At 35.6% G+C, this 12690-nt stretch carries 11 protein-coding genes; 5 read left to right on the forward strand and 6 right to left on the reverse strand.

Annotation, left to right across the window (positions count from 1 at the left end):
* Window positions 1-117: 117 nt before the first annotated feature.
* From rpsB to rplM, 3 genes are all read right to left on the reverse strand, one after another.
* Window positions 118-879 carry a 30S ribosomal protein S2 gene (gene rpsB / locus H6W52_RS17240; protein ID WP_076396348.1) on the reverse strand — a complete coding sequence of 254 codons (762 nt, stop codon included), beginning with the start codon at window positions 877-879 and terminating at the stop codon, window positions 118-120.
* Between the two features lie 207 nt (window positions 880-1086).
* A complete protein-coding gene (gene rpsI, locus H6W52_RS17245) occupies window positions 1087-1473 on the reverse strand; it encodes a 30S ribosomal protein S9 (protein ID WP_072883409.1) in 387 nt (128 codons plus the stop codon).
* Between the two features lie 5 nt (window positions 1474-1478).
* Window positions 1479-1934: a 50S ribosomal protein L13 gene (gene rplM, locus H6W52_RS17250; RefSeq protein ID WP_027381190.1), complete on the reverse strand. Its 456-nt coding sequence runs from the start codon at window positions 1932-1934 to the stop codon at window positions 1479-1481.
* Between the two features lie 327 nt (window positions 1935-2261).
* Here rplM and H6W52_RS17255 point away from each other — a divergent pair, with 327 nt between their 5' ends.
* On the forward strand, window positions 2262-3377 hold the full coding sequence (locus H6W52_RS17255; RefSeq protein ID WP_116099414.1) for a DUF3667 domain-containing protein: 1116 nt from the start codon (window positions 2262-2264) through the stop codon (window positions 3375-3377).
* On the opposite strand, the gene H6W52_RS17260 is transcribed toward H6W52_RS17255, so the two are convergent.
* On the reverse strand, window positions 3374-3706 hold the full coding sequence (locus H6W52_RS17260) for a hypothetical protein (protein WP_116099413.1): 333 nt from the start codon (window positions 3704-3706) through the stop codon (window positions 3374-3376). The genes H6W52_RS17255 and H6W52_RS17260 overlap by 4 nt on opposite strands.
* A gap of 5 nt (window positions 3707-3711) precedes the next feature.
* A complete protein-coding gene (locus H6W52_RS17265) occupies window positions 3712-5283 on the reverse strand; it encodes a hypothetical protein (RefSeq protein ID WP_116099412.1) in 1572 nt (523 codons plus the stop codon).
* 186 nt (window positions 5284-5469) lie between these two features.
* On the opposite strand from H6W52_RS17265, the gene H6W52_RS17270 reads away from it, so the two are divergent.
* Complete coding sequence (locus tag H6W52_RS17270; RefSeq protein WP_116099417.1) at window positions 5470-8817, forward strand: methylmalonyl-CoA mutase family protein; 3348 nt, start codon at window positions 5470-5472, stop codon at window positions 8815-8817.
* 133 nt (window positions 8818-8950) lie between these two features.
* A complete protein-coding gene (locus H6W52_RS17275) occupies window positions 8951-9991 on the forward strand; it encodes a hypothetical protein (RefSeq protein WP_116099411.1) in 1041 nt (346 codons plus the stop codon).
* Between the two features lie 71 nt (window positions 9992-10062).
* Here the strand turns inward: H6W52_RS17275 and H6W52_RS17280 are convergent, their stop codons facing one another.
* Window positions 10063-10815, reverse strand: coding sequence for a hypothetical protein (locus tag H6W52_RS17280; protein WP_116099410.1), 753 nt, complete (start codon window positions 10813-10815; stop codon window positions 10063-10065).
* 211 nt (window positions 10816-11026) lie between these two features.
* Here H6W52_RS17280 and H6W52_RS17285 point away from each other — a divergent pair, with 211 nt between their 5' ends.
* Both H6W52_RS17285 and H6W52_RS17290 read left to right on the forward strand, forming a co-directional pair.
* Entirely contained in the window at window positions 11027-11737 is a 711-nt protein-coding gene (locus H6W52_RS17285; protein ID WP_116099409.1) for a diphthine--ammonia ligase, read from the forward strand.
* A gap of 36 nt (window positions 11738-11773) precedes the next feature.
* Entirely contained in the window at window positions 11774-12664 is an 891-nt protein-coding gene (locus H6W52_RS17290; protein ID WP_116099408.1) for a hypothetical protein, read from the forward strand.
* The last annotated feature ends 26 nt before the right edge of the window (window positions 12665-12690 follow it).

Raw genomic sequence — 12690 nt, forward strand, 5'->3', positions numbered from 1 at the left:
CAAAGAAGGAGCGTAAAACTATACGTTTTACACTCCTTTTTTATTGGTTAATAAAAATTTAGTTTTTCAGTGACCTCTAAAATTTAGCGGTCTTTGTATTTTAAAGAAAATCTTTAATTATTCAGCATCAAAGTCAGCATCTTTATCAGCAGATACTACTTCTCCTTCTTCTTTAGATTTTTCTTTATCAGCTTTTCTTTGAGACTGACCTTCTTTGATAGATTCAGAAACTACGCTAAGAATCATATCGATAGATTTAGAAGCATCATCGTTTCCTGGGATAACGAAGTCTACTTTTCTTGGGTCAGAGTTTGTATCAACAATACCGAAAACCGGAATACCTAATTTCTTAGCTTCAGTTACCGCGATGTGTTCTCTCATGATATCTACTACGAATACAGCAGATGGAAGTCTCACCATGTCAGCGATAGAACCTAAGTTCTTCTCAAGGTTAGCTCTTTGTCTGTCTACCTGTAATCTTTCTTTTTTAGATAAAGTTTCGAACGTTCCATCTTTTTTCATTTTGTCGATAGAGTTCATTTTTTTAACAGCCTTTCTGATAGTAACAAAGTTTGTTAACATACCACCCGGCCATCTTTCTGTAATATAAGGCATATTAAGTTCAGAAGCGTGTTTTGCAACTACTTCTTTCGCCTGCTTCTTAGTAGCTACGAAAAGAACTTTTTTACCTGCAGAAGTTAATTTTTCTAAAGCGTTACAAGCTTCATCCAATTTAACAGCTGTTTTATGTAAGTCTACAATGTGAATACCATTTTTCTCCATAAAAATGTATGGAGCCATATTTGGATTCCACTTTCTAGTCATGTGACCGAAGTGTACACCAGCCTCTAGAAGGTCTTTTACATTTGCTTTTGCCATGTTTTTTGTTTTTGTTAGTTTACTTTCCGTCTTTTAAACAATCAACAACTTCTTTAGATGGGAGAAGCGTTTGGATGCTAAACGTAACGGGCAATTGGCGTTTTGCTTTTTGCTTGTGGCAATTGGCTTTTCGCCGAGATTAAGTTTAAATAAAAATTAATACATTTCTGTAGCAAACAACCATAAGCCATTCGCCAACAGCAAATCTTAACGTTTTGAGAATTGGAATCTCTTTCTTGCTTTTTTCTGACCTGGCTTCTTTCTTTCCACCATTCTTGCGTCTCTTGTAAGTAAACCAGCAGGCTTCAATGCTAATCTGAACTCAGCGTTGATCTCGCATAAAGCTCTTGAAATACCTAATCTGATAGCTTCTGCCTGACCTGTATTTCCACCACCGAATACGTTTACGGTAACGTCATACTGACCAACAGTTTCAGAAAGGATAAATGGTTGGTTTAATTTGTAAACCATTACATCTGTAGAGAAGTATTCTTTAGCGTCTTTACCGTTTACTGTAATGTTACCAGTTCCTGGCTTTACATAAACTCTTGCTACAGAAGTTTTTCTTCTTCCGATTTTGTGAACTGTAGACATATTAATTATTTAAATTCGTTAACATTAATTGTTTTAGGCTGTTGAGCTTCATGTTTGTGCTCAGTTCCTTCGTATAAGTAAAGATTCTTAAGGATCGCAGCTCCAAGTCTGTTTTTAGGCAACATCCCTTTTACTGATTTTTCCAATACTTTTAAAGAATCTTTCTTTTGAAGTTCAGCCGCAGTCATAGACTTCTGTCCTCCAGGGTAACCTGTATGCCAGATATAAGTCTTGTCGTTCCACTTGTTTCCTGAAAGAGTTACTTTCCCAGCGTTCAAAACGATTACGTTATCACCACAATCTACGTGAGGTGTGTAGTTCGTTTTGTGCTTACCTCTCAAAATCTTTGCAACCGTAGAAGCTAGTCTTCCCAACGGTTGTCCTTCAGCGTCTACCACAACCCATTCTTTATTAGCAGTAGCTTTGTTCGCTGAAACAGTTTTGTAACTTAATGTATTCACACGTTTTAGTTAAAGATTAAACATAATTTTCCCCTAAAAGGGTGTGCAAAGGTACAAATTATTTTTAGAATGCAAAAACATATTTCGTTTAATCTGTTGATTATGTGTTTAAGCCTAAGTACCTGAAAGACTTAATCGTATAAAAACAATTAAAAAAACAAGAAAATTCCAATTGAAAAATTTACTTACAAATTTGAAAATCATTTAAAAATCAATCAAATTTCAATAATAACTATCAATTAAATTTAAACTTTCATCCAAAACCATATCAATATGATTATTTAATTTCTTTAAATAATTATATTTGCTGAAATCCATATTGATATCATGAGCCACGGAAAAATTAGAGAAGATAAAACGTGTCTTAACTGCGGACACGCTGTTGAAGAAAGATTCTGCCCACACTGCGGACAGGAAAATACGGAACCCAAACAACCGTTTCATTATCTTTTCACGCATTTCATTGAAGACTTCACGCATTATGACGGACAGTTCTGGAAAACAATGAAATATTTACTCATTCGTCCGGGAGAATTAACTAAAGAATACCTTGCCGGAAAGAGACAGATGTACGTTGCTCCTGTAAAATTGTATATTTTCATCAGTTTTATTACTTTTTTCCTCCCTACTCTATTTTCCGGTTCAGAAGAAGAACTTTCAGAAAACGAAAAGAAAGAGCAGATCCTGAAAGAAAAAGAACAGGACGAAAAAATTGCACGATTTACAGACAGTCTGAAATATTCACTCCAAAAAGATCAACTGATAAAAGAGGATTTATCTAATTCTAAGACGGAAAAAGACCTGAAAATTGGCAGCAAAAAAAATACTACCGATCCTGAAGAGGATACTTTTACGCAAACAGCCGACGGAAAAATGAGCATTCTGGGAGCTACTACCATGAAGCAGTTCGACTCCTTAAGCCTTAAAAATCAGGATAAAAAAGCCGTATTTGCATTTTTAAAACCTTATGCCAAAAAAATATTTCACTTTCAGGAACAGGGATTGAAAAAAGACCAGATCTTTGAAAAATTCACTGAAAATATTGTTCACACTCTTCCGAAAGCATTATTTGTTTATCTGCCGATTTTTGCTTTCTTTCTCTGGCTTTTCCACAATAAAAAGAAATGGTGGTATTTTGATCATGGTATTTTCACACTTCATTATTTTTCCTTTCTGCTGTTAGGAATTCTGATCATCATAACCATTTCGGAACTTACTTCATTACTTCCGGATAATACGATTTTCAACACTTTAACGTTTTCACTCTATTCCGCAGCCGTCATTTATATGCTTGTATATTTCTTTATAGCGCATCACAGAGTTTACAAAAATGCACGAAGTATTAGTGTAATGAAAGGAATTCTTTTATTTATTGTCAATTTATTCGGACTTTTCTGCATGTTCCTTCTATTAATGTATGTAAGTTTTATGACGATGCATTAATCGCGCAGTGTTTTATTTGCTCTGAAACTTGCAATTAAATAATACGCCACAAAAACCGTCGAAAATTTAAGAACGGAAGGAATAGCCAGTTCCAGATTAAAAATTAAAGCGCCCACAAGAACCAAGATTCCCATGGCAACAAAAGACAATCCTAATTTTTGAGGTAGAGTAAAATCCGGGGTATCTAAATAATAGGCAACTCCCCATGCAAAACCAAAGGCAATGGCATAATAAATATCGAGTCCGATATTTTCTGAGCTGTAAAAGAAATAATTAATTAAAAAACTCAGAATCGTTCCGAGTGCGAAATATAAGATTGCTTTTTTCATTGGAGTTATTTTAATGGAGTTGGGGGTGGAGCAGGAGTTGGTTGTAAATTTATTACTTCACGCGTCTGCTGATCTCCTATATTTAAAAAATCTGTTTCTTCGATTGCAAAACTGGAATGCTCGTCTGCATCTGCTTTTACAGTATCCTTTAGTGTATTGTTTTCGTCATATGTATATTCGAAAATAAAATTTCCTTTTCTTTCATATACTTTTTTGTAATCCTTGTACTGCAAAGTAATTTTACCATTCTGAATAATCCCGTTTAAAAATTTTATCTGCTGCAGGGGCTTGTTTTTCCCATAGACTGTAACTGTTGTTGTAAATTTTTCTGGATTTTCAGGAAGTTCGTAGCTGAAATTCAATGTTCTGTCTTTATTAAATACTTTTACCTCAAATATTTTTTTTGAAGGATTAAATATTTTTTCATAGGTCAAAATATGATTCTCATCTGTTCTTCTATCATATATTAATTTTCTGTTTTCGTATCTGGTTTCTCTTCCTTTGTAAAAATCAAAACGAATTCCATTTACAGGATTGTCTTCTTCGTCATACATCATAGTTCCCTTTAAAACCGAATTTGAATCATAATATTCTGTTTTTGTAATTTTATCTGAATTATAAAAGACTATTTTTGTGTCCCCGTTGGGATAAAAAACCCGGGTTTTTACTAACATTCCGTTTTCATAATGATCAATGGATTTTAAAGCAAAACTTTCTTCATCAAAAATTACATCATCTCCATCAAGAGGCATTGTATTATACTTAGAATTGGGATAATATGTTAAATTACCAATTGTAATACCATTTTCATCATACGCTTTTTTAAATGCTTTTTCGTTGTTATATTCTTCATATTTTATTTTTCCGTCAGGATAAAATGCCTTTAACACCTGCTGCAATCCACGTTTATCGTATTCTGTGATCCGGTAAACTTTCATGGGATCATAATAATACTCCACTTCAGTTTTTGTATAATCCCCCCCTCCTGCAGAACGTTTTTCACCTATTAAAATTCCTTTTTCATCATAAAAAAATTCAGAGCTTTCACTATTGTTTCGATTAAAAACCTGTTCCTTTCTTATGCCCTTTATATCTTCATCAAAAGCAATATACTTTACCACTTCTGAATTTTCGTATTCCCAAATGGAATTTACATTTAATCTGCTGCGTTCAGGAGAATCCTTAAATTCATATTTTTTACCGGAATATCCTTCATTATTATAATTCAAGTCACTTATAATCCTTTGTTTCTCATCATATTCAATTTCTTTTCCTATCTGTTTTCCTTTTGAAAATTCTGCAGTTTTGATGACTTTCCCATTTTCAGAATACCAGATTACTTTGCCCTCATAAATTTCTCCATCCCTTCCATCATTCAAAGAATTTCCTTCCATCTGCAGTTTCCCACTTTTAAAAAAATCTTTAATATGAAAAAGCCCGTTTTCCTTAGAGACATCTCTGTAAAAAACCATTTTATCTTTGGTCGTTAAGTTCCATTCTGCATCGAAATAAATTCTATTCTGAGAATATCCCAGAAAAAAAACATAAAAGGCAAGTATTACTAAAATTCTTTTCATTGATTTAAATAATAGAATGCAAAAGTATTGATTTGGTTATGAATACTAAATGATTATTTGATAATTACGTAAATAAAAAACACCTTCAAACACAACTATCTAAATGGAAATAAACACTTTACAGCTATAAAACAAGTTGTTATTTTATTATTATATTTGGAAATTCAGAAATTTTCTAAATCTTTTATGGAAACCCAAAAATATACTCCAAAAAATAAAGTCAGAATCGTGACGGCTGCGTCGCTATTCGACGGTCATGATGCTGCCATTAATATTATGCGCCGTGTGATTCAGGGAACAGGATGCGAAGTTATCCACCTTGGCCACGACAAATCGGCAGAAGAAGTTGTAAATACAGCCATTCAGGAAGATGCAAACGCTATTGCCTTAACTTCTTATCAGGGCGGTCACAACGAATATTTCAAATACATCTACGATCTTTTAAGAGAAAAAAATTCGCCACAGATTAAAATTTTTGGCGGTGGCGGCGGTGTAATTCTGCCCGAAGAAATCGAAGATATTATGTCTTACGGAATCGACAGAATTTATTCTCCGGATGATGGCCGTGAACTTGGTTTGCAGGGAATGATTGATGATTTGGTTCAAAAATCAGACTTCGCAACAGGAAAAGATGTTGATGTAAAAGATCTGGATTCCATCAGTTTTGAAAATTCGACAAGCATTGCGAAAATCATTTCTGCCGTTGAAAACTTCTCGGAAGAAAAACCGGAACTGGTAAAAGCGATCGACGAAAAATCAAAAGACTTACATATTCCGATTATCGGGATCACAGGAACCGGAGGAGCCGGAAAATCTTCTTTGACAGACGAATTGGTAAGACGTTTCCTGCGTTCAAACACTGATAAAAAAATTGCAATTATCTCCATCGACCCTTCAAAAAAGAAAACAGGAGGTGCACTTTTGGGGGACAGAATCCGTATGAACGCGATCAATGATCCAAGAGTTTATATGCGTTCGATGGCAACGAGAGAAAACAACGTTTCTGTTTCTCCGTTCATTCATTCTGCATTGAATGTCTTGAAATTAGCTCATCCTGATGTTATTATCCTTGAAACTTCAGGAATTGGACAATCCGGTTCAGAAGTTTCAGACTTTGCGGATGTTTCAATGTATGTAATGACTCCGGAATACGGAGCCTCAACACAGCTAGAGAAAATCGATATGCTGGATTATGCAGATTTGGTTGCTTTAAATAAATCTGACAAACGTGGCGCTCTTGACGCCCTTCAAGCCGTAAGAAAACAGTTCCAGAGAAACCATTTGCTGTGGGAACAGCCATTGGATGAAATGCCTGTGTATGCTACAAAAGCATCTCAGTTCAACGATCACGGAACAACAGAATTATACAACAGACTGGTTGCAAAAGTCAACGATAAATTTGCTGATTTAAATTTAAAAACATTTGTTGAACAGGAAATTACAGACGAAGTAACGATTATTCCGCCAAAGAGAGTACGTTATCTCTCTGAAATTGTTGAAAACAACAGACAGTACGATGCCAATGTTGAAAAACAGGCTGAACTGGCAAGAAAAATGTATCATATTGAAGGGGTTAAAAATTTCCTTTCCAATGAAACATTAGATGCTGAATATCAGAAAGCTGAAAAGGAACTTCAGCAGGAAAACATTGACTTCCTTAAAACATGGGACGATACGAAAGAGGCTTTCAAAGCTGAATTTTATTCCTATTTCGTACGTGGAAAAGAAATTAAGGTTGAAACCTCAACAGAATCTTTATCCCACCTAAGAATTCCGAAAATTGCATTACCAAAATACAATGACTGGGGCGATCTGATTAAATGGAAAGGACAGGAAAATCTTCCGGGAAGTTTCCCTTATACTGCGGGAATTTATCCTTTCAAAAGAACCGGAGAAGATCCAACGAGAATGTTTGCCGGAGAAGGAGGTCCTGAAAGAACCAACAGAAGATTCCACTATGTTTCTGCGGAAATGCCTGCAAAACGTTTATCTACCGCTTTTGACTCGGTAACTCTTTACGGACAAGACCCAGCTTTACCGCCGGATATTTATGGTAAAATTGGAAATGCGGGCGTATCTATCGCTACTTTGGATGATGCTAAAAAACTATATTCAGGATTTGATCTGGTGAATGCATTAACTTCGGTTTCAATGACGATTAACGGTCCGGCTCCGATGTTATTGGCTTTCTTTATGAATGCAGCGATCGACCAGAATGTGGAGAAATATATTGCTGAGAATAAACTTGAGGCTAAGGTTGAGGAAGTTTTGAAAGCGAAATTCGACGACAAAGGTTTAGCAAGACCAAAATACAACGGAGAATTGCCGCCTTCCAATAACGGTTTAGGTCTAAAACTACTGGGAATTACAGGAGATGAAGTCATTCCTGCCGATGTGTATGCTGAAATTAAAGCAAAAACCATTGCAACCGTTCGTGGAACTGTTCAGGCAGATATTTTAAAAGAAGATCAGGCGCAGAATACCTGTATTTTCTCTACTGAATTTGCTTTGAGATTAATGGGCGATGTTCAGGAATATTTCATCAAAGAAAAAGTAAGAAACTTCTACTCTGTTTCCATTTCAGGATATCACATTGCGGAAGCAGGAGCCAATCCGGTTTCTCAGTTAGCATTTACTTTGGCAAATGGTTTCACCTATGTTGAATATTATCTGTCAAGAGGAATGGACATCAACGATTTTGCACCGAACTTATCGTTCTTCTTCTCCAACGGTATTGATCCTGAATATTCAGTAATCGGACGTGTGGCAAGAAGAATCTGGGCAAAAGCAATGAAATTAAAATACGGAGCCGACGAAAGAAGCCAGATGCTAAAATACCACATCCAGACTTCGGGACGTTCTCTTCACGCTCAGGAAATTGATTTCAACGACATTAGGACAACACTTCAGGCTTTGTATGCAATTTACGACAACTGTAATTCTCTTCACACGAATGCTTATGACGAGGCAATCACAACTCCTACTGAACAATCTGTAAGAAGAGCAATGGCTATTCAGTTGATTATCAATAAAGAATTAGGATTGGCGAAAAATGAAAATCCACTACAAGGTTCATTTATTATTGAAGAATTAACGGATTTGGTGGAAGAAGCTGTGTATGCAGAATTCGACAGAATTACAGAAAGAGGCGGTGTTCTGGGCGCGATGGAAACCATGTACCAACGTTCAAAAATTCAGGAAGAATCGATGCATTACGAATGGCTTAAACATACCGGAGAATATCCAATCATCGGAGTGAACACGTTCTTAGGTAAAGACGGTTCGCCAACGGTTCGTCCGGGAGAAGTCATCCGTTCAACAGAGGAAGAAAAGCAGTTCCAGATTGAAATGCTTCATAATTTCCAGAAATCCAATGAATACAAATCGGAAGCCGCTCTGAAAACCCTGCAACACGCCGCAATCAATCAGCAAAACTTATTCGAAGTGATGATGGATGCTGTGAAATACTGCTCTCTTGGGCAAATTACCAATGCTTTGTTTGAAGTGGGTGGAAAGTATAGACGAAATATGTAGCTTCGACTTCGCTCAGCTACCTTTTTTACGATTTATAAATCAAACCTCAGGGAATTTTCTTTGAGGTTTTTTAATACTTTTATAAACTAATCATCCATTTAAACCGTTAGTAAAATAAAAATAAACAATCATCATGAAAATATTTTTAAGAAAAAATGTACTATTTGTATTCCTATCTTTATCTGCCATTTTATTTGCCCAGAAGCGAACGGAAGATTTTACGATTATCCCGCCTTCTCAGAAATCAGAGAAAAGCTATTATAAAACCATTACAATTATTGATGCCAGAATTGATACAACAACCGTTGGAATTGTACAGCAGGGCGCATTGAATGCAAAAGCCAGAGTGGTTCCTACGTCTCCCCTTTCTGATCAGTTTCAAAATGTTCTAAACAGCATAAACGGAGAAAATGCAGAAAACGGAAGTCTGGTTTTATATCTTAAACAATTGTATTTTGCTGAAGTCTCAAAAGCATTTACTGAGTTGGGATACTGTTATTTCCAGGGTTTTCTTTTTGCTAAAAATGATGACGGAACCTACTCTTTGCTCGAAAAAACAGATACCGTAACAGAGCATAAATCAGCCGATGTAACGAAAGAAATTTTAAGAAAAGGCAGTGAAATGCTGGGAGAATTTATTGCTAAAAATGCATCCGGAAAACCTAATACAACAGAGCGTTACACATGGGAACAGCTTAAAAATTTTGATGATATCTATAAACAATCATTCAGTCTCTTTAATTCTTCTGAATTGAAAGACGGACTGTACAAAGATTATACTTCTCTGAAAAACCAGCAGCCTCAACAGGAAATCAGCAGCGTTAAATTTTACGGAAACCAACCCAAAATTCACAGAATATTTGAAACAGCAGACGGAAAAGAAAAAGAAATAAAGAAAGATGATGTGTATGCCCTTGTTTACAAAGGAGAATTGTATGTTTATCTTCCTATCGAAAATCTTTTCACGAAGGCAGAAAAAAGATACAACGATTATTATTTCGTAGGAAAATTAAGATCCGGAAGTCCTAATATCGGAAACTTGAGTATCGGAATGTTTTTCGGCGTTGTGGGAGTCTTAATGACATCAAATCCGGCTTATCCTTTTGAACAGAAAATAGATTATATTAACGGAGCATTTATTCCCGTTAAAGAAATTCAGTCGAAAAAATATTAATAAGTATTTTTTAACAAAAAACCCCTCACAGAAATTCTATGAGGGGTTTTTATTATAATTTCAAAAGGACTTTAGTTCTGGCTTAGCAAAACAATATTCAGAGAAGCGTCAGAAATATTAGCCGTTGCTCCGTCAGAATACATATAAAGTCTTAACTGATCATTTTTGTTAAAATAGGCAATTCTTGTATACAGCATTGTCCAGCGGTTTCCGGAATTCGTGTCCCAGATTCCTTCGGGAATATCTGAATTTACAGTATGTACCGCCTGAAACACATTTCTACTTGCGCTTCCATCTACAAGTCTGATACTCGATTTAATGAGATAAGTTCCCGAACTTGGCACAGTGTATGTGTTGGTTGCCGGAGTCCAGATTCCACCGCCTACATTTTTAGTTACGGTTGAAAGAGGAACCGTGGTAAAACCACCGGAATTGATACTAGCCGCTGTTGCAGAACCATTTCCGTTTCCCAGTGAAGCAATAAAAACCGCTGTTCCTGTTTTAGCAACTACAGATTGCCATGCGGTACCATCAAAATAGTAATATCCAACCGTCGCGATCTGTGCTGTTGCAGATACCGTGGAACCTCCTGTAACATCCGTAACATAAAGTAAAGCACCTACATGATTAGAGTTATACCCTGTCTTTGCATTTAGCTGAGCCAACGTTATTCTAGGCGCTCTCATTCCGTCTGCTTTGGTAACGGTAGAAGCTACTCCGTTCACATCCAGAGTCATTTGCGGTGTAAGCGAATTGATCCCAACATTCTGAGCATTCGCCCGACTCAGAAATACAATCGATAGAAATAAAAAAAACTTTTTCACGGCACAAAAATTAGCAGGTGCAAATATATAACATTATTACCCACCATAAATCCTTATAACTGACTAAAATAAAATTATATATGAACTTTTATTAACATTTAATTAAAATAAATCTAATACAATGGAAACAACCATAATTTCAATAAATATGTACAATTGTCAACTGAATTCTGAATCAATCTGATTATTTTTGAAAAACATTACCTAAACAATGAAACCGAAAGCCATTTTCAACTGGAGCAGCGGAAAAGATTCTGCTTTAGCGTTATATAAAATTTTAAAGGAAGAAAAATTTGAAGTCACCTCTCTGCTTACAAGCATTAATAAAGAATTTCAGAGAATCTCCATGCATGGCGTTCATGTTTCGCTGTTGGAGAAACAGGCAGAAAGTCTGGGCTTTCCTTTAATTAAAATGGAACTTCCCAAAGAACCTTCTATGGAAGAATACCGTGAGCTCATGAGCAAAACGATGAATGATCTGAAATCTCGGGGCATTACCCATTCTATTTTCGGGGATATTTTTCTGGAAGATTTAAAGAAATACCGCGAAGACCAATTACGCTCCATCGGAATGGAAGGAGTCTTTCCGTTATGGAAAATCAATACAACCGACCTCATCCGTGAATTTTTAGATCTTGGCTTTAAAACCATCGTTGTATGCGTGAACGAAACCTATCTCGATAAAAGTTTTGCCGGAAGAATTATTGATGAAGACTTCATTAAAGACTTACCTGAAAATGTAGATGTATGCGGAGAAAATGGCGAATTTCATACTTTTACCTTTAACGGACCTATTTTTAAAAATCCCGTTGAGTTTGAAATCGGAGAAATTGTAAAAAAAACATATCCGAAACCGAAATCTGATGAAAACATCGAAGATGACGAATATGTTTTCTGGTTCTGCGATCTGATTGTAAAATAATTTCTGTGCTTTTCCGTTTTTGTGTAAACTAAAACAATGAGACCTTATCTTAAAATTGAAAAGTCCTGTGAAGAATCTTTAAAGAATATGCACACGATTCCGGAAGGAAAATTCTGCGATTTGTGTTCGAAAAAAGTATACGATCTTACCAAGCTTACTCATTCTGAAATTTCGGATATCGCAGAACAAAATCATGGCAAAAAGTTCTGCGGAATACTCATTAACAAAGAGCCTGAGCAAAAAAGGGAAGAAACTTTTTCAATTCGTGAAGATATTTCCCACAGAAAAAATACTTTTACAAAAGTAGCAGCAGGAATTGCTTTATCAGCGAGTTTGGTAAATACTCTTCCTGCGCAGACCAAAGATATTTCAAAAACACAGGTTATTCTTACCGGAAAAAATTTATCCACAGAAAAAAACAAAAACACAGAAGGCGGCGAAAAATTAACAGCCTCCGGAAGAATTGTAACCAGCGAAGAAGGCAAACCCGTAAAAGCGTATGTAAATTTAATCACCATTAATAAAGTATATTCCACCGAAACTAACGAAGACGGTTTTTACTCACTGGAAATTCCTCAGGAATTAGCTCAGGAAGAGAATTATCTTTTAGAATTCAGCCCTTTTTCTTATAATTTCGATCAAAAGCTGAAAGTATTCAGCAGAAATGAACTCAGACAGAATACAGTGATCAAACTTCCGTACAATGGAACTTATAAAGAGTTGGGAGAAGTTAGTTTCGGTCCGCCGTATGCCGAAGAAAATTCAATTGTTTTTCTGCACGGTAAAAGACTTGATTACAAACTGTACAACAAAAGTTATTCTTTGTACAGCAGCAAATACGATATTCATTACATCCCGAAACCTTATACTAAATTTTTCACCGAAAGTGATCTCGTAAAAGACATTTTTATTGTTTTTGTAAAATAAGAATCCTTCAATAAAAATTTATTTTA

The organism is Chryseobacterium sp. C2(2020) (assembly GCF_014218915.1).
Taxonomy (GTDB): Bacteria; Bacteroidota; Bacteroidia; order Flavobacteriales; family Weeksellaceae; genus Chryseobacterium; species Chryseobacterium mucoviscidosis.

What these genes read in the sequence shown, in the direction of transcription:
- rpsB (WP_076396348.1), bottom strand. Translation starts at nt 879, where the DNA reads ATGGCAAAAGCAAATGTAAAAGACCTTCTAGAGGCTGGTGTACACTTC.
- rpsI (WP_072883409.1), bottom strand. Translation starts at nt 1,473, where the DNA reads ATGTCTACAGTTCACAAAATCGGAAGAAGAAAAACTTCTGTAGCAAGA.
- H6W52_RS17255 (WP_116099414.1), top strand. Translation starts at nt 2,262, where the DNA reads ATGAGCCACGGAAAAATTAGAGAAGATAAAACGTGTCTTAACTGCGGA.
- H6W52_RS17260 (WP_116099413.1), bottom strand. Translation starts at nt 3,706, where the DNA reads ATGAAAAAAGCAATCTTATATTTCGCACTCGGAACGATTCTGAGTTTT.
- H6W52_RS17265 (WP_116099412.1), bottom strand. Translation starts at nt 5,283, where the DNA reads ATGAAAAGAATTTTAGTAATACTTGCCTTTTATGTTTTTTTTCTGGGA.
- H6W52_RS17270 (WP_116099417.1), top strand. Translation starts at nt 5,470, where the DNA reads ATGGAAACCCAAAAATATACTCCAAAAAATAAAGTCAGAATCGTGACG.
- H6W52_RS17275 (WP_116099411.1), top strand. Translation starts at nt 8,951, where the DNA reads ATGAAAATATTTTTAAGAAAAAATGTACTATTTGTATTCCTATCTTTA.
- H6W52_RS17285 (WP_116099409.1), top strand. Translation starts at nt 11,027, where the DNA reads ATGAAACCGAAAGCCATTTTCAACTGGAGCAGCGGAAAAGATTCTGCT.
- H6W52_RS17290 (WP_116099408.1), top strand. Translation starts at nt 11,774, where the DNA reads ATGAGACCTTATCTTAAAATTGAAAAGTCCTGTGAAGAATCTTTAAAG.